Genomic DNA, 26,060 nt, shown 5'->3' on the forward strand with positions numbered 1-26,060 from the left:
CTATATGGGTGGAGTTTTTTCCTGCTAATTGCTCCTATATTAAAAATACGGATAGTAAATGGGTTAAAACCGGTTACATCTCCTCGCCTGAAAAAATATTTTTCGATGCGGAAGAAAATATCAGATGGGTGGACGATTTCCCATATTTAATGGCTTCATCGACGAAGTCTTCCAGCGTTTCCATGGAAAATGTACTTATTTTAACCAAATAACTGTATTGACCGGCTAACCGGTGGCATTCCAGTACTTCCGGATGGTTCAAGCTAAATTGATAAAAGTCTTTGCATCTATCCGTTTCGAATAATATGAATGCCGTTATGCTCCTATCAAGTTTTTCAAGTGATATTTCCGTTTTATATCCTTTTATCACTCCGCTTTCCTCTAATTTATTCACACGTTCTTTCGTTGCTGGAGCCGTTAAGGAAACTTCCTGTGCCAGTTCTTTCATGGACATGCGCCCATTATTCTCCAGCAAGGAAAGTATCTTTTTATCCGTTCGATCCAATTCAATCACTCCCACTTTTTATTATTAATAGAATTCACCTAAATACATTATAAAATAAACAGAAAAGAAATGATTACGTAATTTATCGTATGTATTAGGGAATTCGCTTTTTATATAATAAATACAAATATAAATAAGGGGGATTCACGATGAAAAAAGTATTGATGCTGCTATCCAATGGATTCGAAGCGGTTGAAGCAAGTGTGTTTACAGATGTATTGGGCTGGAATAAATTAGAGGGTGATGGTACGACTGATCTGGTTACGGTAGGACTTCATGAACAATTGAAATGCACATGGAATTTCATCGTGCAGCCGGAATTGACCCTCGATCAAGTGAACCTTGATGACTTCGATGCTTTGGCCATTCCAGGAGGTTTTGAAGAAGCCGGTTTCTATGAGGATGCTTATGATCAGAGGTTTCTTGATGTGATCAAGTATTTTCATGATAAAAACAAAATCATAGCAACCATTTGTGTAGGCTCTCTACCACTAGGAAGAAGCGGGATATTGAATGGAAGAAAGGCCACTACATACAATCATCCAACCAGTAAGAGACAGGGGCAGCTAAAAGATTTTGGTGCGATTGTCGTTAATGAACCGATTGTCGTCACGGACAATATCATTACATCCTACAATCCTTCCACAGGATTCGACGTTGCCTTTACGCTCTTGGAAATGCTCACTTCCAAAGATAATTGTAAACATGTGAAGGAATTGATGGGCTTCCATTAAGGTTGATTTCCGCTCCAGGCACTCGCTTTCCTCGGCGGTCGGGGAGCCTACTCGGCTTGCGCCTGCGGGGTCTCCCCTGGACGCGCTTTTCTAAGCAGGTTTCTCGAACACCCGCTCCAATCAACTGAAACTTTTTTCAACTAAAAAAACTGCAGGCAAACTCGTTTTTTTCGAGTTCATCTACAGTCAGGGGTTCCGAATGAATTCGGAACCTTTTTCACGTTACTTCCAATAAGCCAATGAACGGGTTTTCATTGATTCACGGAACTGTTTTGTTGATTCTGGCAGGACTTTATTCGTTGCATAATCGATGATGACACCATACTGGCGAATGACATCCAGACTATCCAGCTCGCCATTGGCGAATTTATCTTCCACGCTTTCTATGTTTTCCTCAAGCCATTGTTTACGGTTGTTCCTGATATACGCCCTAGCTTGTTCTGTTGCTTCAACATCTATTTCGAATAAATCGAGATCTTTATCGATTTCCTTGATCACGACTCCATAGTCTTTTTTGGCTCGCTCAATTGAAACATACTCATCGATAACATCTTCCAAGACATCTTCGGGACTTCTTTCAAGCGGATCTCCCAGTCCCCCGCCCCCAGCGGATGGGCGTACAAAGGAATCTCCTTGCTGCACCTTCACATTTGAGAAAATCGCACCTAAATATCGTTCGTCTTCCTTACCAGGATTCAGCCATGCTCCATGCGGGGAAGAAGGAAGCCCTCCAAAAATCCCCCATGTTATTGAACGGGAACGGTCACAGCAATAGGACATGACGGTGTTTTTGACATTCGTGAGTGTTCCACCCTTTTCTACGCCGCACCCGCCGCGGTATTTCCCAGGCCCGGCAGAGTCGGTGATGATTTCATGCTTCATCGTCACGACTGGTGACAATCTTTCTTGCCCTTCGCAAGGCTGTACACTGAGGCCCAAACCGAATGTCGGCGAAGTGGCGTTCACACCATCCCGGTCATAGCGTCCTCCATGACCGCCGGCCATCCAGTCATACCACATGAAGTATTTATCTTGCTCCTGGCGTTGATCCCAACCGCCGATAAGTAAATACTCCAGGTTAAATGAGCATGCGATCGCTCTTTCCGGCATGATGTTGGACCAGAGCTCGAAGCACGCACTCATGATTTTTTCATAGGCCCCTGAACAAAAACCGGTTACGGCAATCGGTGCCGGGGCATTGACGACGGAGTTTTCCGGCAGTTCGATCTTCACCACTCTGTAAAAGCCGGAGTTCAAAGGTATTTCAGGAAAGAATGTCTTGGTTCCCGAGTATGCTGCTGATAAAGATGCCCCGAAACCGGCATTCAAAAAGCAGCCGATATAAGAATGCGATCCAGAAAGATCATAATGGATCTCGTCATCCGTGATGGTCATCTTAACCCGGATCGGGATCAGACCGTCTCCGGCTTCCGGGTCCATATCAATATAATCAACGGTCTCCCAGGTTCCATTCGGTAAAGCCGCAACCTTGGCCCTTGCCAATCGCTCCACATAATTCTGAACTTCCGTAAAGGCAGACAAAGTCGTATCGATTCCATACTTCTCGATGATGGCAAACAACTGGCGCTCGCCTACCTTGGCCGCTTCCACTTGAGCACGAAGATCGCCGACACGTTCCTCAGGGACGCGCATGTTCGAAACGAGCACATTGACGACATCTTTTAAAAATGTTCCTTTACTATATATCCTTAGCGGCGGAATCCTTACTCCCTCGCCGAAATGTTCCTTGGCATTGATATCAAAGGAGCCAGGTGTCGAGCCCCCCATGTCGGCCCAGTGGCCATTCGTCTGCATGAACGCAATGAGCTTGTTCTCATGAAAGACTGGCAAGAGAACCCGTGTGTCATTGAAATGAGTACCGCCCCGATACGGGTCATTGACCAAGAATACGTCCCCGGGATGGATATCACCATCGAAGTCCTCGAGCACCGCCTTTGCCGTTAGATGCAGTGTTCCTACATGAACCGAAATATCCTGCGTCCCTTGCATGACTGTATTTCCTTCTGCATCACAAAGCGCACAGCTGAAATCCCGATTATAAATGACGAAGGAATAGCATGTCCGAAGGATTTGTTCAGCCATCTGATCTACAAGGTTAACGAAGCCATTTTTTATCACTTCAAATGTCACCGGATCTAAACCTGTTCCAACTCCAGATTGGTCAATTAACTGTTTATTCGACAATGAAATCCACCTCTTTTTATTTATTTTGGGAAAGAATCAAGTTTCTGTATTTATCAACTTTTGCCGTGAAATTTGGCGGAATGACAGTCGTTGTATCAAGCTGATCCACTATGGCAGGTCCCGAGATTTCAGAAAAGGCCGGAATGAGTTCCCGGTTATACACGTTCGTATTCACATACCCTTCCTCTTCGAAATAGACATCACGCGTTTCCTTCAAGGCATCAGCAAGTGTGCCCCCTGGTTCATAAGTCGGGAATTCAGGTTTTGGCACAGTTCCGATAGCCGTAACGAGCAGCCCGTAGATTTCCACAGTCTGTTCTTTATCGGAGAAAGAAAATTCCCGTTCATGCTCTTGATGGAAACGGTCAAGGGTCTCTTCCAATGAAGAAATCGGGCAATCGACTTCTATCGCCAATGAACGCCACTGTCCCAAATACCTCATGTCAATATAGCGCACCAATGTGGAAGCTTCCTTAGCGACCCCTTCTTCTTGCAATAACTCCGCTGCCTCTTTTTCCATTCCGATGAATTCCTTCTCTAAATCCTTTAACGATACATCCTTGACGTTCTTGACATAGGTTTTGGATATATCATGACGAACATCGACCAACAGGCATCCCATTGCGGCGGCAACACCCGGATGCGGCGGGATGATGACAGTCGGGATTTCCATTTCCTTGGCCAGGTACGCTCCATGCAAGGGTCCAGCCCCGCCGAAAGCCACAAGTGCAAAGTCGCGGGGGTCGTATCCCCTTCTGACTGAGATCAGCCTTAACGCATCACACATATTGGCATTGGCCACCCGTGTGATGGCATTCGCCGCTTCTTCAATCGTATAATCGAATTTCTTGGCGATCTTATCCACGACTTCAATCGCTTTTTGTTTATCAAGTTCCATTTGTCCATCCAATAGTTTTGTGCCAAGCCGTCCCAATACAATATTGGCATCGGAATTGGTCGGTTCCACGCCACCCCTGCTATAGCAAGCAGGTCCAGGAACCGCGCCTGCACTTTGAGGGCCATTGCGTAAGGAACCGCCTTCATCCACCCAAGCTAAGCTTCCGCCTCCTGCTCCTATCGTCAAGATTTCGATACTTGGGAATCCAATCGGATATCCATACTCGATATACCAATCTTTAGTAATCCGCAAATCACCTTCATGCATCAAGGAAATATCGGTGCTCGTTCCTCCCATATCCAGCCCAATTGCATTATTGAACCCGCAAAGCTGGGCGATATGTTTACTGGCAATAGCACCTGCAGCGATTCCGGAACTTGCCAGCCTTGCCGCATAACGGGGTACGGTTTGGGATGTCATTACCCCTCCGCCGGAGTGAAGCACTAATATGTCATCTTCATACCCCCGTTTATTCATTTCACCTTCAAGGGTTTTAATATAGTTGCTGACAGTCGGTCCTAAAACCGCATTGACGATCGTCGTACTCATGCGCTCATGCTCAAAAATCTCAGGAAGGACTTCACTTGAAATGCATATATAGACTTCCGGGAGTTCCTCCTGGATGATTCGTTTCACTTTCGCCTCATTGCTTCCATTTACATACGAGTTCATGAAGCAAACCGCAATTGATTCGGTACCGCGTCTTTTTAGTTTCCTTGCCAGTGACCGTACTTCCTCTTCATTGATTTCCGTCAAGACATTCCCTGCAAAATCGATGCGCTCTTCCACTTCAAAACGGTCTCTTCTTTGGATATACGGTTTGGCTACATCATCATATGTATCCCATAACTCAAGCTTGGTTCCTCGGCGGATTTCCGATACATCCCGAAATCCAGCGGATGTGATCAATGCTGTCTTTGGCAATTTCCTTTCAATCAAGGCATTGGTGCCCACTGTTGTACCATGGGAAAACACTTTAATATTTTCACAATCTATTTCCGCCTTTGCAATTCCATCCAAAATGCCGATTTCTGGATTCAGAGGAGTCGACGACGTTTTCGTGATTGAAATTTCCTTCGTGCTTTCATCAAAAACGAACACATCCGTAAATGTTCCTCCTACATCAATTGCGAGCCTAGTTTGCTTCGTACCTATCATTTAATTCCCACCCCTGCTACAAGATTTAAAATAATTTATACCTTTTGACATTGCTTCGTGCCCATTTCACCGCTTAATTGGGTGAAAGAGTGTCAGCCAGCCGCTGGATTTTCTTAGGCCAAAAAAGGGACAAGATGAATGATGAAATAAAAAAAACCAGTCATATCAATAAAAAATCATTGATATAACTGGTTTTTGATCTAGGTTTAGCTTCGCTGGGCGGCGAAGTCTATTAGATTCGACAGTTATTATAGAATTCATCTTTTAAATCACCAAGTCCATTTAAGGCGATGGCAGAGTAGTATTTGCTAGATAAAACTACCTGTTCACTATGGCTATATACTTTATCTTACGTCAATCCACCATAAAGTCAAGGGTATTTTTTAGAATAGTCAAACAACTTACAAGGGTAAGAAGTTTACAAAAATAAGTAAAATTAAGGAACCATAACTGTTTCGCTATGCTTACACAACATTATCAGGTGTTTCCGATGTGCCTTCCTCACTGTTTTTGAGGTAAACTTCAGAAATTCCATTCATGCCTTCCGATAGTTGTGCTTTAGTATATTCCATACTGCCAACCAGTTTATGAAGCTTCTTATCATCATTCTCGTCTGTAAGTTTAGATTCTGAATCAGTCACATTTTTTCACCTCCATCATTTAGGATGGCAAATCAAGATGGAAATATGTATGACAGGCGATGATGATAGACACCCTCAAAGTCCATTTTAGGTAAAGAATGGAACCTTCCAGCAGAATCTGTACTTAAATAAGCGAGAAAAGATTATTTTATGAATCTTTTTTTAAAAATCAGCTGTTTTCATGGAACTAAAGGGATATACTATAGTTTAGCTTTTATTACATTTTTGTTAGTATTTTTTCTTGCCACACATTGTGTAATATTTTACAAGTTTTTCTATTTACATCAACAAAATGCTTATTGCAAAGGAGAATTGGATATGTCAGAAACGATTACCCAATCACAAACTGAACAACTTAATGCCAGCCAAAAACAATTAGATGTACTGGACCAATTATTAAACCCTGAGGTTCAGGAATCATTGAACACTTTAGTTGAGCAGTTACCAAAACTAACTGAGTTAGTGAATATTTTAACAAAGTCTTATGATTTCGCTCAATCGGTTGCGACTGATGATGTTTTGAAAAACGATACGGTCAGCGCCATTTCGGAGATCGCGACACCTGTAGTCGATTCAGTGAAAGGGCTTGCGGTTACTGCCATCGAAGCTAAGGATCGTGCTGAAGTGAATCATGACGTGATCGGTCTTTTTGGTCTGTTAAGAATGATGAAAGACCCTCAAGCACAAAAACTTTTCCGTTTCGCCCAAGCTTTTCTTGAAGTCTCTTCAGAACGTAAAAACCAAAAATAATTTGATAAACTTTCAATCAGTAAGGACGGGGGATTAACTATGTCAAAACAAATCGTCATCTTAGGTGCAGGTTACGCTGGATTGCTATCTGCCTTATCCGTACGTGAATATTACAAAAAAGATGAAGTACAGGTTACAGTGGTGAACCAATTTCCAACACACCAAATCATCACTGAATTGCACCGTCTTGCAGGCGGATCCATTTCTGAACAAGCTGTTTCCATTCCGTTGGAAAAACTTTTCAAAGGAAAAGATATCGACCTTATCATTTCCAAAGTGGATTCTTTCTCAGTCGATAACAAAGAAGTGAAACTTGCCAATGGTTCCACTTTATCTTATGATGCCCTGGTTGTTGCTTTAGGAAGCCAAACAGGATTCTTCGGCATTCCGGGACTTGAGGAAAACAGCATGGTCTTGAAATCCGTAAACGATGCAAACAAGATTTACAAACATATCGAAGATCGCATCCGCGAATATGCACAAACGAATAATGAAGCGGACGCAACCATCGTGATCGGCGGCGGCGGATTGACGGGCGTCGAGTTAATCGGTGAAATCGTGGATCATTTCCCTAAAATCGCCAAAAAATTCGGAGTGGACTTCAAGGACTTGAAAATCAAGCTTGTAGAAGCTGGTCCAAAAATCCTTCCGGTCCTGCCTGACCACTTGATCGAACGTGCGATGACAAGCTTGGAAGCACGCGGCGTTGAATTCTTGACAGGTCTGCCTGTAACGGGTGTTAAAGGAAATCAAATCGAATTGAAAGATGGACAAACGATAACGGCCAATACACTTGTTTGGACAGGCGGAGTTGCGGCTCTTCCTATCGTAGGCGAATCAGGCCTTGAAGTGGATCGCGGCAAAGCGACCGTTAATGAGTATTTGCAATCCAAATCCCATAATGACGTATTCGTTGTCGGGGACAGTGCCGTTGCGTTCCCTCCAGAAGGCGGCCGTCCATACGCTCCTACTGCACAAAATGCTTGGCAAATGGGTGAGCTTGTTGGATACAACCTATATGCAGCCTTTGAAGGCAAGAAACTTGAAGAATTTTCACCTGTAAACTCAGGTACACTTGCGAGCCTTGGCCGTAAGGATGCGGTGGCAACCGTTGGGGCCAATAACACTTCCCTTAAAGGCCTTCCGGCTACATTGATGAAAGAAGCAAGTAATGTTCGCTATCTATCACACATCAAAGCCCTATTTAGCCTGGCTTATTAATTTATTATAGCCGTGACGTGACATCCAGTTCATTGATATGTCCGCGGTACATGCCCTTTCTTCCCGGTCATCGGGATTAAAGGGCATTTTTTTCATGAATTTATTATAATGCCTGATCATGATGCAATGATTGACGAAAGATGTTAACAATGGACGGTACTCCATTTTGTTGCTTATCCATTCTATAAATCTCCTGGGATTAGGCAACTCTCCTAAATCCTCTCCGTTAATTTTTATTAGCCCGTTTGTCATTAACTGACGCTCAAGTATGTACGATACTGCATATCATAAAATTAATCTTATTAAAGGAGGAGTTTGTATGCCGAAAGGGAAAAAAGGAAAAGCAGCTTCATCTGGCAGTTCATCTACCGGTAGCACTTCTACTGGTAGCACTTCTACTGGCAGTAATTCCACTGGCAATAAATCCACTGGAAAATAATCTACTGGCAGCACAACTACTGGCAACACAGCTACTGGTATCATAACTACTGGTATCACATATACAACAACAACATCTACTTCATCAAGTTCAAGCTCGTCCACTGGACGTGGCAAAAAAAGAAGAAGATAGATAGTTTAAATATAAAATGCTTCAGCTTGATTAATCCCTGATTGATCAAGTGGAAGTATTTTATGATATTACGGCTTCATTAAGGTCAAGACTGTCCATAAAACATCTTATACAAGGAAGGAAGGTGAGTGTATGTCTTATCATATTCCATCTTATTTCTTAATGATAGAAGAAGAAGATCTAGAAGATTTACGTGCGGATATTTGGAGCGATGACCCTATTCCCGCCCATTTGAAAGTAGAAAACGACATTTATGTTATCGATATTGCCTATCGGGGCTCTTATACCCGCAAATTCCGGAAAAGATCCTATTGGATTGATTTCATCGAGCCAGAACGATTCTTTGGCGCCCACAAAATCCATCTCAATGCAGAATACAGGGATCCTTCCCTCATTCGCAATAAACTCTCACTCGATTTCTTTCAAGACCTTGGTGTCCTTTCCCCTCATAGCCAACACATCAACCTATTCCGAAATGGCACGTTTAAAGGTGTGTATTTACAATTGGATTCCGTCGATGGGGTTTTTTTAGAAAAAAGAGGACTTCCTGCCGGCCCGATTTATTATGCTGTCAACAATAATGCCAACTTTTCATTGGAAAGGGACGGGAAAGCGAAAGACTCCCTTACGTCAGGCTATAAACAAGCGTTTGGCAAACCCGCCGATGATGAATATCTAATCGAATTCATCAAAAAAATCAACACCACCCCACTTGCAAAGTTTCCTGAAGTAGTCTCGCAGCATCTTGATATCCATAAATACTTACGCTGGCTGGTTGGAGCCGTTTGCACCATGAATAACGACGGTTTCACTCATAACTATGCACTATATCGCAATAGTAAAACGAAGTTATTTGAAATCATTCCTTGGGATTACGATGCCACTTGGGGACGCAAAGTCAGTGGGGGGATCATGGAGCACACATATGTCCCTATCGGAGGGAAAAAGACAAACCACCTTATTCCTCTGCTCTTGCAGGTTCCGGAATACAGTAAGTTCTACAAAGACCTCTTGGTTGAAACATTGGAAACCACATTTACTGTGAAGCATATGGAAAATAAAGTATTACCACTGCACCAGGGCATACGCCCCCACATCCTTCTTGATCCATATAAAAAGAGAAAGATTGATCTATTCGACAAAGAACCGGAATTCATCTTCGAATTCATCCGCAAACGCAGTGATTACTTAAATAAGCACCTTGGTGGCCTAGATGAAAAAAATGCCACGACACAACTGATAGCCAAACAGGACCGAAAAGGGGGAGTTGCTTCCGTGTCACCAATCTGCATTAAAAATACGGGGAAGTATGGCAGGGGAGTATATGCTACAAGGGATATTAAAAAAGATGAACTTATTGAGGTATCACCTGTCATCATTTCACCCAAACATGAATGGAAATATCTAAAGAAAACCGCACTCTTTCCTCACTGTTTCTATTGGGGAGATGACGATGAAACTGTCATTGCCTTAGGAAATGGTTCACTATTCAATCATTCATACACTCCAAATGCGACATTCGATAATAATTTAGAAGATTTAACGATAGACTTTTATGCACATAAAGATATAAAGGCTGGCGAGGAAATAATGATCAATTACAATGGTGAACCTGATAATAAATCCCCGTTATGGTTCGATGTCATCGAGTAGGCGTTTTTTGCTTCCATTTTATTTTGAAAGAATCCATTTTGAAGGAGAATTGATCAAAATGGATTCTTTTTTTATTCAGTTTTCTTCGCTAATGCAAGGACTCTTTAACTTACATTTTATTCGGCGCTGAAATTCCCAATAAACTTAGCGCATCCTTTAATACAATCGCTACGGAAAAAGCGAATGAGAGCTTCATTTGTTTCCATTCATCTTCAACCAAGATTTTCGTATGTGCATAATACTTATTGAATGCACGCGATAAATGCAAGCTGAATTTCGCGATTTGTGATGGATCGGCTTGTTCAAATGATTTTTGGACAATGATCGGGTATTGCTCCAACATCTGGATGACCGGCCACGCATATTCTCCTAAAGCTTCAAAAGTGATGGCCTGCTCTTTAAATTCACCTTTTTCAAGCAATGAGGAAATACGCGCAAATGTGTACTGTACATATGGACCCGTTTCTCCCTCAAAATTCATCATTTGCTCTAATGAAAAATCAATATCGTTCATGCGGTTATTTTTTAAATCATTAAAGATTACCGCTCCGACACCAACCTGTCTTGCAACCAGTTCTTTCTGTTCAAGCGCTTGATTTTTTTCTTCAATATTGCGCTTCGCAGTTTCGATTGCCTCTGCCAATACATCCGCAAGCAGCACGACTTTCCCTTTACGTGTCGACATTTTCTTGCCGTCTTTTAACATCATGCCAAATGCTACGTGCTGCAAATCTTTTGACCAATCATATCCCATTTTTTCAACGACGTTAAAAAGTTGCTTAAAGTGCAGGGATTGTTCGTTCCCGACAACATAAAATGTTTTCTTCGCCCCGTACTGTTTTTTACGATACATGGCTGCAGCCAAATCACGCGTCGCATAAAGTGTCGCCCCATCGGTTTTCGTAATCAAACAAGGCGGCATATCTTCCAATTGCACGACATAGGCACCTTCGGATAGGGTAAGCAAGCCCTTTTCTTTTAGTTCCCCGACAACAGCATCCATTTTGTCATTGTAAAACGCTTCTCCGGCATAGGAATCAAAACGGATGCCCAATAAATCATAAATCGTCTCAAATTCTTTTAAGGACGCATCCCTGAACCATTTCCATAATGCCAGTGCTTCCTCATCCCCATCTTCAAGCGACTTGAAGCTTGCGCGTGCTTGTTCATTCAACGATTCATCCGTTTCAGCTATTTCATGGAACTTCACATAGATTTTCAATAATTCCTGAATCGGCGAAGCTTCAATTGCCTCTTTGTCGCCCCACAGCTTATACGCGACGATCAACTTGCCGAATTGCGTGCCCCAATCTCCTAAATGATTAATACGCACGGCATTGTAGCCATTTTTTTCGGCAATGTTAGCCAGTGCATTCCCTATGACCGTTGAGCGTAAGTGCCCCATGGAAAAAGGCTTGGCAATATTCGGGGATGAGTAATCAATCACGACATTTTCCTGTACAGGCTGCAGTGAACCATACTGATCCTTTTCCCTTAATATCGTTTGCAGAACGTTTTCCGTCACCATCTGTTGATTGACGAAAATATTCAGATAACCACCCACAACGTTCACTTCTTGGATCAACTCACTGTTTAATTGTTGGGCTATTTCAGATGCAATCACTTGAGGCGATTTTTTGAATTTTTTTGCAAGAGTAAAACACGGAAAGGCGACATCACCTAACTCCATCAATTTAGGCTTTTCCATTAATTTTTCTATTTCACTTGCTGGCATTTCATTGTTCAAAGCAGTTGAAATCAATTCTGCAATTGGTTTATTCATCGACATTTTCCCTCCTAAACAAAAAAGCCCTCGCCTCTAAATAAGAGACGAGAGCATGAATTCCCGTGGTACCACTCTAGTTGCCACAATTGTGACCACTTTCCATTGTTAACGAGGTGACTCCCCGATGTTCCCTACTAAACGTTTCAAGAAATTTCTCCAAAGTGCGCTTCATTCATCCGTCCTGCATTAGGCTCCCACCATCCCTAACTCGCTTTCCATTTCGAAATGAACTACTCTCTTCATCACAGAATTTTCAATATTATAATTTAATCCATCGTACACAATTTAAAAAAACGTGTCAACAGGATTTAGGAAACAAATCCTAACCAGCCGGTAACTTCATTTTGTCCTTGATGGTCGAAAAATATTTCCTTACGGTCCCTATTGTGTTGCTTTGCTTATTAGACGGTTCCATTTTGGATTGACCATCGGCTAACAGCCCTAAAACTCCCATTTCCCGGCCATTATTGCTGGGAGACTCATCTATAAGTTCTGGGGAGTATATTCGCTTGCCGTCCATTATGCCGCGAATCGAGCAGGCTAACTCTTCACCCGGGCTATCCTTCAATAAATAACCACTTACATTAGCTTTTAATGCGAGTTGAAAATAACCAGTCCTTCGAAATGTCGTTAAAATGACCACTTTGCATTCAAATGACTTTAATGCTTCTGCTGCCTCAAATCCGCTCATTACAGGCATCTCCATATCCATGATACACACATCAGGCTGTAATTGGTGTACAAGGGCCATCGCTTCTTCTCCATTACTGGCTTGCCCGACAATTTCTATATCTTCTTCAAGATTGAGTAGAGAACTTATTGCCTCTAACAGCATTTGCTGATTCTCTGCAATGACAATTCGAATCATTTAAAGTTCTCTCCTTTATCGAGTTCCTTATATGAAGCAAAGACTCCCCCAAATCCAAGGATTATTAAGGGAGTCTGGAATGATACATGAACGTTACAGTTCAGATTTCACTTGAACGGGAACACTTTTTTTCGTTAAATATTTAATGTCTTTGAAGCTAACAAAATTCTTGGAATCCTCATCCCATAAACGGAATCGGAGTGAGCGCAAGCTTGTCGCAAGAGTAATCGTTGGAACGTTCTCTAAAGGCTGCGTATTATTGTGCGCCATTTCCAATTTATAGTTAGGTACCCTTGGACTTAAATGGTGAACATGATGGTAACCGATATTACCAGTAAGGAACTGCATCAGTTTTGGAAGCTTATAAAAAGAACTTCCTTCCACTGCCGCCAATACATATTCCCACTCCTCATTCTCTTCAAAATAAGAGTCCTCGAATGTATGCTGGACGTAAAACAGCCAAATGCCCACTGAACCAGAAATCATGAAGATGGAACCTTGTACCAGAAGGAATGACTGCCAGCCTACTGCCAGGCAAAGCAATGCCACTAAAGCGACGATTATTACATTCGTCAAATACGTATTCATTTTTTCCTTCTTTCTAGCACCTTTACGGTTAAATCTGTTTTTAAGAAGGAAAACATAAATTGGTCCCAAACCAAACATAACCAATGGATTGCGATAAAAACGATAGGCAAAACGAAGTTTAAGCGGTGCAGCCAAATACTCATCCACCGTAAGGGTCCAAATATCCCCTGTACCCCGCTTATCCAAATTACCGCTTGTCGCGTGATGCACAGAATGCTCATGTCCCCATTGATCAAACGGGAATAAAGTCAAAACACCCATGATCGTACCGACTATTCTATTCGCACGGCGGTTTTTGAAAAATGAATGATGCGTACAATCATGAAAAATGATGAATATCCTTGTCAAGAAGCCAGCAGCAAACACAGCTGGAATTAAAGCTAACCAATAAGAAACGGAAAGACTTATATATGCTAGGTACCATAAAATAATGAACGGCCCCAAGGTATTGACGATCTGCCATATACTTTGCTTTGTCGTTGATTGTTCAAAAGGAGCAATTTGTTTTTTCAAGTTTTTTGTATTTTGCAAGGTCATTATTTAATTGCACTTCCTTTTATTTGTCGTTATTTCATATTATAAAGAAATCAACCTGAAATTATTAGTACCAGGTGTCATGACTAGAAGATGACAAATGTCATGTACAAGTCATTTTCAACGGCAAGCGTAAAAAAGGCCAACCAGGAAAAACTGATTAACCTGTTCATATGTAAAGGATTTCGTTATCTTGAAATAACAGGTAGCCTTACTTTAAGAACGGGACTGTCAATATCAGGCTTACATTCCCAGCAGTAAACAAAAATAATTCGACCTGCCCTAGAGTGGAACTACAACAGAAGAATCGTAATTAGATTCCCTATTTTCTTCTATATAGGGCCTTTCCACAATGTACCTCTATTTTATAGCGATTCTCCATAGTAAACTGGTAAAGTTAAATTTTACAAAGGGGAATAAAATAATTGTGAAAAAATTCTTTGGATGTTTTATTATATTAAGCCTTCTTTGTGCATGTCTATTTCCAACTAACGGTAATTCATCAAACAAAACCCTTTACATAGGTTCTGTTAAAGTGGACAATACAAAAGTTTTTAGTTCTCCTAAATTAGGTTCCACTCAATTAAAGCCCTTAAAAAAGGGCGAGGAGTTTCCCGTCATTTCTTCTTCCGTTGGGGATTCCGCGGGGCCTATTATCCATAAAGTAAAGGCTGGAAACACATTATGGAAAGTAGCAAATCAATATGGTGTTTCAGTAAGTGAGTTACAAAAAGAAAATAAATTAACTTCGACCGAAATAAATGTTGGCCAAAACCTGAAGATTCCCCAGAAATATAAGATCCATAAGGTTGTATCAGGAGATACATTGTGGAAGATTTCTACTAAATATAAGGTAACCACAAGTGATTTGACGAAATTAAACAACTTACATACGGTTACCCTTAAAGTTGGCCAAAAATTGAAGATTCCTGATTATTACTACCAAGTTCAATTGCTTGATGGTAAAAAGGGATGGATAAAGACATCCCAGCTTCAAAAAAAGGCGCAAAAACCTATCGTCATGAGCTGGACGCATAATGGATCGAAAGAAAACTACACCCAACAAATTAAACAACCTAATTTAAATGTAGTATCTCCCCGTTCCTATACGCTGAAGGATTCCGGTAATTTCGTTTCCGTTTCTGCGGATGCAAAATTCGTCCAAAACGCCCATAAACAAGGAAAACAAGTTTGGCAGCTTATCGGAAATCAATTTGACCCTGTTTTAACTGGTTCTGTACTAGGCAATACAAAAAAACGCCAGAAATTAGTTTCAACTTTATGTGATTCACTTGTTAAAACTAAAAGTGATGGAATAAATGTAGACTTTGAAAACATCGATCCAAAAAACAAGAAGGACTTTGTTCTTTTCATAGGCGAACTGAAAAAGGCACTAAAACCGCATGGAATTAAAGTATCCGTGGATGTCACCCGAGAAAATGAAGACCCTTTTTGGTCAAAAAGTCTGGATAGGAAAGCACTTGGCAAAATAGCAGACTACATCATCATAATGGGTTATGACGAGCATTGGGGAGGGAGCCCAGTAGCCGGGTCCGTTTCCTCGTTACCTTGGATCAAAGAAGGAACTAAGCTTTTAATGAAAGAAGTACCCGCCCATAAGATCATATTGGCTGTACCATTTTATACGAGAGAATGGGTAACCGATTTATCGACCAAAAAAGTGAAAAGCCATGACCGTACCATGGCAGAGGTCAACAAAATCATTTCATCTCATAAACTTAAGAAGGTATGGGATAAAAAGACTCAACAAAATTACGTGGAGTATACTTCCAAAGGGGAAAAGCATCAAATATGGATAGAAGATAAAAAATCGATGAAGCTCCGTATTGACCTGGTAAAACAAAATCATCTAGGCGGTGTATCTGCTTGGTACCTTGGATCAGAAACCCCCGACATTTGGGATGTATATCATTTTAATCAATAGATTGATAGAAAAACCATAAAGAAAAAAGGCCTCACATTGTGTGCGGCCTTTTTTGCATGACATCCTTTTCAGTCGGTCTTGTCGTCTTAAGTGAATAGAGCACCCCAATAAATATCAAAGAAATACCCAAGATTTGAATCCTGTCCGGCTGAAATCCTGAAAGCAGAATATCCAAAAGGATGGCCACTGCCGGATCGACAAAAATCATGAAAGATACTACATTTGTAGGCAAATGGCGGATACTATTAAAAAACAGAAGATACACGACGCCTGTATGGATGATGCCGGTAAGTACAGTATAAAACCATTCGGAAGATTTTAGCGTTGTGTAGACTGAAAAATCAACAAAAGGAATCAGTAATAGAAATCCAATGAACATTTGCAGAAAAGTTGTCGCGTATACACTTGTCTTTGAAATGCTCTTTCCTAAAAGCATCGTTGCCGCATAGAAAAATGCAGCAATGATCCCATAAATGATCCCTTCCCATTCAGGGGTTGATGATCGAAATCCATCTGTTCCCATAATGAATAATGTGCCAATGAAGCAAAGTGAAATGGCCAGGATGGAAAATAAACTCATTTTCTCCCTAAAGATGAAGCTCCCGATAATGAGTACAATGATCGGGGCTAGATGATAGAGCGAAATGGCTATTGTCACGGATATCAGTTCGAAAGATTTAAAAAGGAATATCCAGTTTAACAAGTTGGTCACTGCGCAAAAAATGATGAGCATTACCTCTCTGGAATTCCATATTTCGTTCTTGAAATGTCCAGTAATCATCCATGCTGCACATAAGAAAATGGCAGCACAGATGCAGCGAACAAAAACCAGTTCCAATGCCGGAAGTCCTGATAGTTCTGAAAAGAAACCGACAGAACCAAAGATCGTCATGGCTAGAGACAGTTGAAGAAGTGCTATTTTATTCATTTAATTTCCCCTCAAGAAATTCCCATTTTTTACATTCATACTAACATTTCTCGGGCATGCCGTCACGTGTGATGATATTCGCCCACATTTGATCTGGAATCATTAATGTACACCTGCTATCGCGCGGCAATGTCGTCATGATCTCGTCTTCCCTGCCCTCTTTTATTTTGGCGGCCCAGTCCGGTTCCATCAGCAATTCTCTTCCTAATGCGAAAAGCGGTATATTTTTCTCAAGCACAGCATTTGCTTCCTCTGGAGTATGAATCGATCCAAGTGATATGAAACTGGTCCTGCCAGCGATGATATCACGGATGATTTCGGTCCTTGTTAACCCCATGTTCAATCCGCTTCTGGGGATGGACCAGACATTTTTAACAGAAAGATGTATATAGGAAAGCTCTTGACTTGCCAATTTATCCACCAATGCAGCTGTGTCATCCATTTTCAATCCGCCTTCTTCCGGTTCTTCGGGGGAGAAGCGATACCCAATAATGAATTCCTTGTCTGCGTATAGGTCACGGATCCGCTTCACCTCCGCGATGACGGCAAGTGGAAAATGCATTCTTTTCTCCAAATTCCCGCCCCAATGATCTCTCCGTCTGTTAGAGTGTGGTGAGAAAAACTGCTGAAGGAGATATCCATTCGCTCCATGGATTTCGACGCCATCGAATCCTGAACGAATGGCATGGCGGGTGGCTCTTCCAAAGTCTTGAATAGTGGATAGAATCTCAGTGTGGCTCATTGTCCTAGGAATGTATTCCCCGCCCATTTCTTTATAAACGCTTGCGATGATGCCACTCGGACTAACCATTTTTTCTCCGCCTGTACAGCTTGGAAGGCTCTCGCTTCCGCCATGATGAAGCTGGAGAATGGCTTTTGCACCTTTTGATTTGATTGTTTTTGAAAGCTGTGTGAGTCCTGCGATGCTTTGTTCATCATATACTTTCATTTGCCGGGGAAAGCTTGTAGCAACAGGGGAAATGGCGGCAGCGGCAGTAATGAACATGGCAGGTCCATCTGCCCTTCTTTTATAGTAAGTTAATTCCTGGTCAGAAACCAAGCCATCCTCTTGACCAGAATAAGTGGTCATGGGCGCAACTACAATCCTGTTTTTAAGAGCCGTTCCATTAGAAAGCGTGTATGGTGAAAAAATTCGCTCGTATTTCCGTTTCATCATTTTTCCATCACCCATTCGTATTTTATTTTTGTAATCTTATTGTATTCTCGGCCACATCATAAGTAAAATGAATGTTTTTCATTACTTGGATTAGAGATTCTCATGTATAATTTATTTACAAGAAAGGTGTGGGGCATATGAATTTTTTCCAGTTGGAAGTGTTTTTACATGTTGTTGAACACGGAAGTTTTACGAAAGCGGGAGACCGGATCGGACTGACTCAATCAGGTGTGAGCCATAACATTACAGCGCTTGAAGCGGAGCTTGGTGTGACTTTATTAAAGCGTGACCGAAAAGGTGTAACACTCACGACTGCGGGAGAGCAGGTAATTCCACATATGCGGGCCATCGCTGCCAACCTCGCACATATCGAACAAAAAATTGCAGCTGTGAATGGAATGGAAATCGGGAAAATAACGATTGGCAGTTTTCCAAGCTTCACTGCCAGATTCATACCGCAGCTATTCTCTGCCTTTAAAGAAAAATACTCTAATATCGAATTGCTGATTCATGAAGGTGGATATGAGGAAATCTTAAAATGGATCGAAGAAGGAACAGTGGATATCGGCTTTGCAGCTAAACCAGTGAAGAACGTGGAATTCATCCATCTGCTAACAGATCCTTTATCAGCTGTCGTGTACGAAGGCCATCCACTTTCAGGGAAAACCGTAATTAACCTAGAGGACTTCGTTGATGAACCATTCATCATGCTGCGATCCGGCTGTGAAACACTCATAGAAGATAGATTCCTTGAAGCCAAGCTAAAACCAAACATTTCATACGACATTAAAGACAATCAAACGGTGCTCTCAATGGTAGCAGGAAAATTAGGCATCACGATAATGCCCGACCTTGCATTACCGGAAAAGCCCGAACAGATCAAAAGCCTGCCCTTGAATCCGGAACTTACCCGGGAGATTGGATTGGTCATGAAGTCGTCTAAAGACCTTTCACCCGTCGCAAAGGAATTTTCAAAAGTCGTTCAAGACCATTTCACTGGATAATGAGCTGACTTTATGAAAAAAACAAGAATCCCCTTTGAAAAAGGGGATTCTTTTCGCGCAGTGATCATCCGAAGAATAGATCCAGCAGATTACTGCCTGCAGATGATTGCTTATTATAAAACTCCGAATAACCGCAATTCTTGCAATACACAACCGTAAATTGATTATTCTGGACATCGAACATTTTTGACAATCCTGTTCCTGTCATGGCTACGTCCTTCTTAGCAGCATCATTGCTTCCGCATTTCATGCAACCCTTTTCGTTCATGATCCTTCATCTCCCAATCTATATATAAATACCGGTCCAGCGCCGTACATAATTAAATATACGGATAAAGTAATGAATGGTTTCAGAACTTATAAAAAAGTGGAAATTAATTCCTATAATCTACTCTTTATCGCATCGCTTTCTTATACAGTCAAACCTATTAATCGAGGACACTCGAGAAAAAACATTACATGACCTCTGCATCATCCAATCGTATTTCAGCAACCCTTCCACCTTGAACACACCAAAATTCTAAAGTAATATTCTGTTTATGGTCAATGTAGCCGATAATATCCGCTCCCTGTTCATAACTTTTATAATAATGATCTCCATACTTCGAAAGAACGTCCGCTTTCTTACTTCCTAATTTAATACCTTTGCTTGTTTGTAGGGAGTTTTCAAATAGATCGTCGTCCGTACTTAAAATGATTAACCGCTTAATCTTCCCTTTATCCTCGTCTGTATTGATAGAGGCCGTTTTTAACCCGCCTTTCCAATAATAATAATCATATGCATTATTATTATCTTGATCGATGGGTTCTCCATATTCCCTAATAAATTCTGGACTCGATATGCTATCCAAAACCTTAAATCCCCCGATAGATTCATCGGACAAATCTGTTGATTTTGTCAATTTTTCAGAGAATGCCGAGTACACATAGAAACCTAATGCTGTTCCAATAATAATAAGTACAATTATTAACTTTCGTTTATCATGCATTTTTCCCATCTTTGAATCTACTCCATCTCTATCGGATTATTTCCGTGGGTCGACTATTCTGTAAATGGAGCTGCTAACTAGCGAACAGGTAGGAACTGATTCCCATTATGAATCCTCCGCCTATCCCGATCACTACGCCAACAATTGTCCATTGTGAAATGATCATGCCTAGTAGAAATAAAGAGAATCCTATAAGCCCAATTAACAGAACCTTATTTTTTTTCATTTTACACCCCTATACCCTACTAAATATCCTCATATTATCTTATACGGATAAATTTGGATAAAGGTTTCACTTTATCCAGCAGCAACTGGCTCATGCATTCTATATTGCATAAGAAAAACCGAAATCAGCTACTGATTTCGGTTTTTCCGGTAATTGACTGTTTAATTAGTGATATCTTTTTTCTGGAAGAAGAAGAAAGTTAGCGCTAAAAAGATAAGGTAATAGATGCCGAGTACACTCATTGAAAATCCAAGTGTAGCTCCATCGAACATTTCCATGGTTCCGGAAATATAGCCCCTTAAATCAAGGTGGGGGAATAGAACGAATTTTAACCACTCGTATTTGCCGATGAATGATTGAATGACCATATTTAATGTCGAGGAAGCAAATAGGATGAAAATGGATATACCTACTGCAAGTGCTTGGTTTTTAAATAATGTGCTTAGCATGAAAGCGATGGTCGTGATGACCAGGAATCCTGGTATCCAGTAAACGATCATGTCCACGAAATATTCGCCGACCACCACCGGACTGAATTCACCGAAAGATGCGGGATCCATGATTTTGTCTGAATACGAGCCATTGCCAAAGAATATGATTCCGATTAGATAACTGAATATAAGTAGGCTCGCAAGTAATAACGCTGCAAATAACAAGGATGTAATATATTTGGAAAGTAGGATCTTCCAACGTTTATAAGGCCTGATCAACAGTTGTTTAATGGTGCCGTCCGAAAATTCCGAGGAAACGAGCGAGCTGCAAACAATAACGACGAATAAAGTGACAAATGATGTTAATGATGTAGTCCATTCCGCCATATAGGTCCAATTCGTGTTCAAGTCAGGGTTTATATTATCAGCCAACAGTTGCTTGTTGAGATTGATTTCATCCATGATCGCGGCTTTTTCATCTTCACTGATTTCCTTAGCTTCCAAAGCCTTTTCCTGTTCTTGTATATCTGCCTTTAATTCTTGCTTCCAATCTTTACCCGATTCTTCGGGACTTAGTTTATAATCGATGACTGCAGCTCCTAATGCTGCCAATAAAAGAAAAGCGATGAATATATAAGTTGATACTTTTGAAAAGATTTTCATCCATTCATTTTTTACTAAGGACATCATACAGACTCCCTCATTTCCTGCTCAGTGATTTCAAAGAATTTATCTTCCAGTGATTTTCTAGTAATGCCAATTTCATAGACATCGAGTTGATTTTCAATAAAACTCCTATTAATTTTGGCCGTTTGTTCTCGAGTTGCCGATACGGAGATTGTCTTCGCATCATATTTCAGAATCGTAATATCCACAGACTGTTCTTGAAGGATTTTATTAGCTAGCTTCCCATCACTGACAGTGAATGAAACTTCATTGATCGTTTCGGTTTTTTCATCTAAAATATGTTCTTTCGTATGTATCAGTTTTCCCTTTTCGATAACGGCAAAACTATCACACATCAATTGCATTTCCGATAGTAAATGTGATGAAATCAATATCCCGACGCCTTCACTCGCAAGTACTTTCAAATAATCACGAAACTCGCGAATCCCTTGTGGATCCAAGCCATTCGTCGGTTCATCAAAAATCAATAACGACGGTTTATGTAAAATGGCCTGTGCCACGCCAAGGCGCTGACGCATTCCTAATGAATAGGTTTTAACCTTCTTATCGATGGCATGATCCAGTTTGACAAGCTTGATGACCTCTTCTATTCTCTCATTGGATATGTCATTGGATGACATTCGGGCATAATGCAGGATATTCTTTCTGCCTGTCATGTACTTATAAAACTCTGGGTTTTCAACAATGGCCCCCAATTGGTTCATCGCGCCTTCGAAATCATTATCGAGGTCACTGCCATTGATCATGACAGTACCGCCCGTACGATTAATGAGACCTGTGATCATACGGATGATAGTGGTCTTACCAGCCCCATTCGGACCAAGCAAACCAAATATTTCATTACTTTTTATTTCAAAGCTAACATTGTCCACAATGGTTGCTTTTCCAATTTTTTTAGTTAAGGATTGAACCTTAAGAACCGATTCAGACATATAATACCTTCCTTTTTTCATTTTTTTCCAAAATCACACAAATCCTACATTACCATATTATGCATATTATTACTATACTGATATTCTTCCATTTTAAAAAATGCACCGCTGCAATCAATAGATTTGAATTTCATCGTTCTTTTACCCCATGATCATTTCCCCGTCCGATCCTTATTGCGCAATAACATCAAACTCTCATTAAAACCTTCCGCCGGCGTCAACTTCCCGCTCCCATTTTCATAAACACTGCCATCACTTTTTTCCTCTAAACAGCAACAACTCCTATGTACCTTTATCTTTTAATACGTTTTTGTTTGAATAAAGTTTCAGGGTTATTTTATCTAATCAGGAAAATTTACGGATAATCACAAGTTAAGCAATATATAAGTAAAGCCGATGGAAATGGCCAGCCCCAATGCAAAAAGAAGGATTTTTCTAACAATTGATGGTAAAAGCCTATATATCATCATTAAAACTACATCGATGAAATTCGCTGGTATTCCGGAGCCGAACTCTTTGATCTCTTTCTTTTTGCCAAAAATGGCGAACCACATTACAAAAAGACCGCATAAAATAAAAATGATGGAAAAAATCTTATATCCCATTGTATGTCACCCGTTTCCTCATAGGTTAAACGATATTGTTATATTCTTATCTTAACTGGGGTTTCCTGATTCAAGTTTCAAAATGAATTCTTCAACCTCTTCCCCTCTTGCATGGGAATATCCTTTGTCTTCATCGAATCTTTCAAATCCGCATTTTTCCAGCACCCTGATGGATGCGAGATTATCCTTGGCTGCGCGAGCATAAAGAGGGCGGACTTTGATTTTCGGCAAGAAATTGAGCAGTGCTTCTGTAGCAATTCCTTTACCCCAATATTGCTTCCCGATCCAATAACTAACTTCAGGGTTACCGAACTGTTCAAACTTGAGAATGCTGCCCGCTGCACATCCGTTGTGGATTATGGTCATTTTTTGAATATCCCGGTTCGATAAGATATTCTTCCAGTGTGTCAAAAAAGCCACTTTGTCTAATGGATCCTTGGATGTGAAAGCAGCCATATAGTTTGCGGCAGGATCTAGTTGCTGCTCGAAAAAGATAGGAAGATCACTCTCCTTGACCTCCCGCAGCCGGACTCCTTTGTCATTGGTTTGCAATTCCATAATGTCACCCTCCCCACCAATTCATTTAAAACCGGAAAAACCGAAGACTCTGCCATCTTCGGCGTGGTTTCATTCCTTTATCATACTATAATTTCGTTCGAACGCTTATGGCTCAATATGTTTTATTACGTCAGACAAGCTCTTATCCCCCATTGATCGGAGGCGTAAATGATGATTTTCAAAAACTAAAGCTTCCGTCACGGGGTTAGGAACGATTACACACTTTAATCCTGCAGTCAGGGCCGCTTGAAGCCCATTTAACGAATCTTCAAATGCTACGGCTTCTGTGGGCCGAATGCCCAGGACTTCAATTGCCTTTACATATAAATCAGGCGCAGGTTTTACTTTTTCAACATCATCCCCTGTGATAAGAACTTCAAAATAGTTTAACAGTCCAAGTTCCCCCAAATGATGAGTGACCCACTCTTTTGTCGAACTTGAAGCGAGGGCGATTTTATATCCATTGTTTTTTGCTTCTTCTAAATAATCCTTTACACCTTCACGTGCCTGTGATGTTTTCATTTTGACTTCATGAAGGCTTTTTGCTCTGGATTCAATTTCTTCAATATTACAACTTTCCCCCAGCTGATCCTTGAAGTACTGATTAAGTTCAGTATTATCCGTTCCGATACATTTTACGAAATGTTCAAGAGGCAAATCAGATTTATAAAAAGCCATCGTTTCTTTATAAGCCTCATACCAAGCCGTTTCTGTGTCTAAAATTAAACCATCAAAGTCAAAAATAACTGCTTTAATCATAATGATTTCCCCCTTTAACCTTGAAATGGAATTTCTATTAACATAAACGTACATGAATGAATTCCCTTGTTCAACCAAACGGTTCCGTTCGTTCCGCGGGAAGCTCGATCGTTTTCCATAATTAGTTAATCACTAAGGATATGGTAACCCGATGTCCGCCTCATTTCTTTTTTATATGTTACATGTTTTAACAATTAATTAGTGCCTTCGCGGTGTTTTTCCTTAACTGCGCCTAAAAGAGTGATAGTTTAACGAATCGTTTATTGCAGGAAACAACGAGGAGGATAAACATGAAGAAAATTTTATTAACGATCCTAACGGCTTCTGTATTCATTCTAGGAGTTTGCATGCCAACAAAAGGCGAAGCCGCTGCTTTGGATCGCACACTTTCATTTGGAATGAGTAATAGTGATGTAAAAGTATTACAAGAATTATTACTGACAAAAGGGGTCTTTCCCTATCACGAAGCAACAGGTTACTACGGACCGATTACAAAAGAATCCGTAAAGAAGTATCAGGAAAAATCAGGACTGAAAGTCGATGGAATAGCAGGAACACAAACGAATCAGAAAATACAGGTACTAAAAAGCGGGGATATGGGAAGACCTGTAGCTGAACTGCAAAGATTATTGAAGGCCTGGGATGTTTACACATCAACGATCGATGGCATTTATGGAACAGGTACAAAGCAAGCCGTCATCAACTTTCAAAAGCAAAAGGGATTATCCGCTGATGGAATAGCCGGTGCTCGGACCTTCAGTAAATTAAAAGAAAGAGCAAGTTTAGCAAGCTCTGCCGTTAAAGAAATAACGGTAACAAGTACAGCATATACAGCGAGCTGCGAGGGATGCTCAGGCACTACAAGAATGGGCGTTGACCTAAAAAAATATGATGATGCCAAACTGATAGCAGTCGATCCGAACGTGATTCCGCTAGGCTCCATCGTTGAAGTCGAAGGCTATGGACAAGCAATCGCTGCAGACACGGGCGGCGCCATCAAAGGAAACAGAATCGATGTATTCATCGCGAGTGAAGCGGATGCTTTAACGTGGGGAAGAAAGCAAGTGAACGTGAAGATAATTAAATGATGCGTGACATACACATCGTTTTCATATAAAAATAGATACATAACCAAACCGAGAGAGCATGTATTGAATTAATTCATGCTCTTTTGGTCTGTTCAAACCATTTTGTACATGATAATATCATCGACGTATTCACGTTCGCTCATCTTAAATTCCTTTATTTTACGGCCCTCTTCAACAAATCCCATCTTTTTATACAGCGATATTGCCCGCTGATTTGTTGAAAAAACTCCCAAGCTCACCTTTTCAATAAACGGATTTGCTTCTGCCCATTCCAATAATGCTTTTATAAGCTCTTTTCCAATTCCTTTCCCTCTATAATTTTTCCTGATCATCATTCCAAATGAGCCCTTGTGAGACATTCTCTTCCTATTTTCCGATTGAAATCCTATCCATCCAATGACTTCACCATTTATTTCGGCCACGATGATGGTTTCTCGTTCATTTTCCAATAACCTTCGTATCCAATCCCTTTGTTGTTCTGGTGTTTTATTGAACTCTTCCGATACCGCAATAAAATACTCTCCTTCGGAAATAACGGAATTCTGTACATCCAAAACCGCTTCTGCATCTTCCAACTCACCGGTCCGAATGATGTAATTTTTCACTTCTGACATTCCAA

Annotated in this window: 26 protein-coding genes, 1 pseudogene and 1 other annotated feature; of the genes and pseudogenes, 8 read left to right on the forward strand and 19 right to left on the reverse strand. The window is 40.9% G+C overall.

The genetic code is table 11. The features are described 5' to 3' along the window. Nucleotides 1-73 precede the first annotated feature (73 nt). Nucleotides 74-505, reverse strand: a complete 432-nt coding sequence (locus MKY17_RS23405) for an Lrp/AsnC family transcriptional regulator (protein WP_098373785.1) — start codon at nt 503-505, stop codon at nt 74-76. A gap of 149 nt (nt 506-654) precedes the next feature. Between MKY17_RS23405 and MKY17_RS23410 the strand changes: the two genes are divergently transcribed. Beyond that, nucleotides 655-1,239 carry a DJ-1/PfpI family protein gene (locus MKY17_RS23410; RefSeq protein WP_098373784.1) on the forward strand — a complete coding sequence of 195 codons (585 nt, stop codon included), beginning with the start codon at nt 655-657 and terminating at the stop codon, nt 1,237-1,239. Nucleotides 1,240-1,461: 222 nt separating this feature from the next. Here MKY17_RS23410 and MKY17_RS23415 read toward each other — a convergent pair whose 3' ends face one another. The 3 genes from MKY17_RS23415 to MKY17_RS23425 all read right to left on the reverse strand — a co-directional run bounded on the left by MKY17_RS23415 (nt 1,462) and on the right by MKY17_RS23425 (nt 6,141). Beyond that, on the reverse strand, nt 1,462-3,444 hold the full coding sequence (locus MKY17_RS23415; RefSeq protein WP_286177271.1) for a hydantoinase B/oxoprolinase family protein: 1,983 nt from the start codon (nt 3,442-3,444) through the stop codon (nt 1,462-1,464). 16 nt (nt 3,445-3,460) lie between these two features. Next, nucleotides 3,461-5,500, reverse strand: a complete 2,040-nt coding sequence (locus MKY17_RS23420) for a hydantoinase/oxoprolinase family protein (RefSeq protein WP_144528781.1) — start codon at nt 5,498-5,500, stop codon at nt 3,461-3,463. Between the two features lie 464 nt (nt 5,501-5,964). After that, nucleotides 5,965-6,141, reverse strand: coding sequence for a hypothetical protein (locus tag MKY17_RS23425; RefSeq protein ID WP_179891223.1), 177 nt, complete (start codon nt 6,139-6,141; stop codon nt 5,965-5,967). A gap of 318 nt (nt 6,142-6,459) precedes the next feature. Between MKY17_RS23425 and MKY17_RS23430 the strand changes: the two genes are divergently transcribed. Together MKY17_RS23430 and MKY17_RS23435 are read left to right on the forward strand one after the other, a co-directional pair. Next, nucleotides 6,460-6,891, forward strand: coding sequence for a DUF1641 domain-containing protein (locus tag MKY17_RS23430; protein ID WP_192206535.1), 432 nt, complete (start codon nt 6,460-6,462; stop codon nt 6,889-6,891). A 39-nt stretch (nt 6,892-6,930) separates the two neighbouring features. Beyond that, entirely contained in the window at nt 6,931-8,112 is a 1,182-nt protein-coding gene (locus MKY17_RS23435) for an NAD(P)/FAD-dependent oxidoreductase (RefSeq protein ID WP_098373865.1), read from the forward strand. Nucleotides 8,113-8,397: 285 nt separating this feature from the next. Here the strand turns inward: MKY17_RS23435 and MKY17_RS23440 are convergent, their stop codons facing one another. After that, nucleotides 8,398-8,655, reverse strand: coding sequence for a hypothetical protein (locus tag MKY17_RS23440; protein ID WP_339200883.1), 258 nt, complete (start codon nt 8,653-8,655; stop codon nt 8,398-8,400). 160 nt (nt 8,656-8,815) lie between these two features. Between MKY17_RS23440 and MKY17_RS23445 the strand changes: the two are divergent. Beyond that, nucleotides 8,816-9,895 (forward strand): annotated as a pseudogene (locus MKY17_RS23445) (CotH kinase family protein); the annotation flags it as partial. A 63-nt stretch (nt 9,896-9,958) separates the two neighbouring features. Beyond that, nucleotides 9,959-10,336: an SET domain-containing protein gene (locus MKY17_RS23450; RefSeq protein ID WP_260398209.1), complete on the forward strand. Its 378-nt coding sequence runs from the start codon at nt 9,959-9,961 to the stop codon at nt 10,334-10,336. Between the two features lie 109 nt (nt 10,337-10,445). Here the strand turns inward: MKY17_RS23450 and argS are convergent, their stop codons facing one another. From argS to MKY17_RS23465, 3 genes are all read right to left on the reverse strand, one after another. Next, complete coding sequence (gene argS / locus MKY17_RS23455; protein ID WP_098373401.1) at nt 10,446-12,119, reverse strand: arginine--tRNA ligase; 1,674 nt, start codon at nt 12,117-12,119, stop codon at nt 10,446-10,448. A gap of 40 nt (nt 12,120-12,159) precedes the next feature. Further along, nucleotides 12,160-12,377, reverse strand: a binding site (T-box leader). Between the two features lie 67 nt (nt 12,378-12,444). Further along, nucleotides 12,445-12,990 carry a response regulator transcription factor gene (locus tag MKY17_RS23460; RefSeq protein WP_144529910.1) on the reverse strand — a complete coding sequence of 182 codons (546 nt, stop codon included), beginning with the start codon at nt 12,988-12,990 and terminating at the stop codon, nt 12,445-12,447. Between the two features lie 93 nt (nt 12,991-13,083). Continuing rightward, nucleotides 13,084-14,115 carry a fatty acid desaturase gene (locus MKY17_RS23465; RefSeq protein WP_142324010.1) on the reverse strand — a complete coding sequence of 344 codons (1,032 nt, stop codon included), beginning with the start codon at nt 14,113-14,115 and terminating at the stop codon, nt 13,084-13,086. A gap of 532 nt (nt 14,116-14,647) precedes the next feature. On the opposite strand from MKY17_RS23465, the gene MKY17_RS23470 reads away from it, so the two are divergent. Further along, a complete protein-coding gene (locus tag MKY17_RS23470; RefSeq protein WP_339200886.1) occupies nt 14,648-16,057 on the forward strand; it encodes a LysM peptidoglycan-binding domain-containing protein in 1,410 nt (469 codons plus the stop codon). A gap of 31 nt (nt 16,058-16,088) precedes the next feature. Here the strand turns inward: MKY17_RS23470 and MKY17_RS23475 are convergent, their stop codons facing one another. Both MKY17_RS23475 and MKY17_RS23480 read right to left on the reverse strand, forming a co-directional pair. Next, complete coding sequence (locus MKY17_RS23475) at nt 16,089-16,985, reverse strand: DMT family transporter (protein WP_144529908.1); 897 nt, start codon at nt 16,983-16,985, stop codon at nt 16,089-16,091. A 40-nt stretch (nt 16,986-17,025) separates the two neighbouring features. Next, nucleotides 17,026-18,162: an NADH-dependent flavin oxidoreductase gene (locus MKY17_RS23480; RefSeq protein WP_339200887.1), complete on the reverse strand. Its 1,137-nt coding sequence runs from the start codon at nt 18,160-18,162 to the stop codon at nt 17,026-17,028. 137 nt (nt 18,163-18,299) lie between these two features. On the opposite strand from MKY17_RS23480, the gene MKY17_RS23485 reads away from it, so the two are divergent. After that, nucleotides 18,300-19,166: a LysR family transcriptional regulator gene (locus tag MKY17_RS23485; protein WP_098373406.1), complete on the forward strand. Its 867-nt coding sequence runs from the start codon at nt 18,300-18,302 to the stop codon at nt 19,164-19,166. Between the two features lie 64 nt (nt 19,167-19,230). Here MKY17_RS23485 and MKY17_RS23490 read toward each other — a convergent pair whose 3' ends face one another. The 8 genes from MKY17_RS23490 to MKY17_RS23525 all read right to left on the reverse strand — a co-directional run bounded on the left by MKY17_RS23490 (nt 19,231) and on the right by MKY17_RS23525 (nt 24,353). After that, a complete protein-coding gene (locus MKY17_RS23490; RefSeq protein ID WP_098373407.1) occupies nt 19,231-19,434 on the reverse strand; it encodes a zinc ribbon domain-containing protein in 204 nt (67 codons plus the stop codon). Nucleotides 19,435-19,621: 187 nt separating this feature from the next. Next, nucleotides 19,622-20,164 carry a hypothetical protein gene (locus tag MKY17_RS23495; RefSeq protein ID WP_260398206.1) on the reverse strand — a complete coding sequence of 181 codons (543 nt, stop codon included), beginning with the start codon at nt 20,162-20,164 and terminating at the stop codon, nt 19,622-19,624. A 64-nt stretch (nt 20,165-20,228) separates the two neighbouring features. Further along, nucleotides 20,229-20,381 (reverse strand): hypothetical protein, encoded by a 153-nt coding sequence (locus MKY17_RS23500; protein WP_179891187.1) that lies wholly within the window; start codon nt 20,379-20,381, stop codon nt 20,229-20,231. Nucleotides 20,382-20,542: 161 nt separating this feature from the next. Then, complete coding sequence (locus tag MKY17_RS23505) at nt 20,543-21,499, reverse strand: DUF2705 family protein (RefSeq protein WP_179891188.1); 957 nt, start codon at nt 21,497-21,499, stop codon at nt 20,543-20,545. Continuing rightward, entirely contained in the window at nt 21,499-22,431 is a 933-nt protein-coding gene (locus tag MKY17_RS23510) for an ATP-binding cassette domain-containing protein (protein ID WP_098373409.1), read from the reverse strand. Before MKY17_RS23510 ends, MKY17_RS23505 begins: the two co-directional genes overlap by 1 nt. A 365-nt stretch (nt 22,432-22,796) precedes the next feature. After that, nucleotides 22,797-23,036: a hypothetical protein gene (locus tag MKY17_RS23515; protein WP_098373410.1), complete on the reverse strand. Its 240-nt coding sequence runs from the start codon at nt 23,034-23,036 to the stop codon at nt 22,797-22,799. A 51-nt stretch (nt 23,037-23,087) separates the two neighbouring features. Next, nucleotides 23,088-23,594, reverse strand: a complete 507-nt coding sequence (locus MKY17_RS23520; protein ID WP_339200890.1) for a GNAT family N-acetyltransferase — start codon at nt 23,592-23,594, stop codon at nt 23,088-23,090. Between the two features lie 105 nt (nt 23,595-23,699). Beyond that, entirely contained in the window at nt 23,700-24,353 is a 654-nt protein-coding gene (locus tag MKY17_RS23525; RefSeq protein WP_339200891.1) for an HAD family hydrolase, read from the reverse strand. 290 nt (nt 24,354-24,643) lie between these two features. Here MKY17_RS23525 and MKY17_RS23530 point away from each other — a divergent pair, with 290 nt between their 5' ends. Further along, a complete protein-coding gene (locus tag MKY17_RS23530) occupies nt 24,644-25,441 on the forward strand; it encodes a peptidoglycan-binding protein (protein WP_144529903.1) in 798 nt (265 codons plus the stop codon). A 92-nt stretch (nt 25,442-25,533) separates the two neighbouring features. On the opposite strand, the gene MKY17_RS23535 is transcribed toward MKY17_RS23530, so the two are convergent. Further along, nucleotides 25,534-26,055 (reverse strand): GNAT family N-acetyltransferase, encoded by a 522-nt coding sequence (locus MKY17_RS23535; protein WP_098373414.1) that lies wholly within the window; start codon nt 26,053-26,055, stop codon nt 25,534-25,536. Nucleotides 26,056-26,060 lie beyond the last annotated feature (5 nt).

This window comes from Peribacillus sp. FSL P2-0133 (assembly GCF_037975445.1).
GTDB lineage: Bacteria > Bacillota > Bacilli > Bacillales > DSM-1321 > Peribacillus > Peribacillus simplex_E.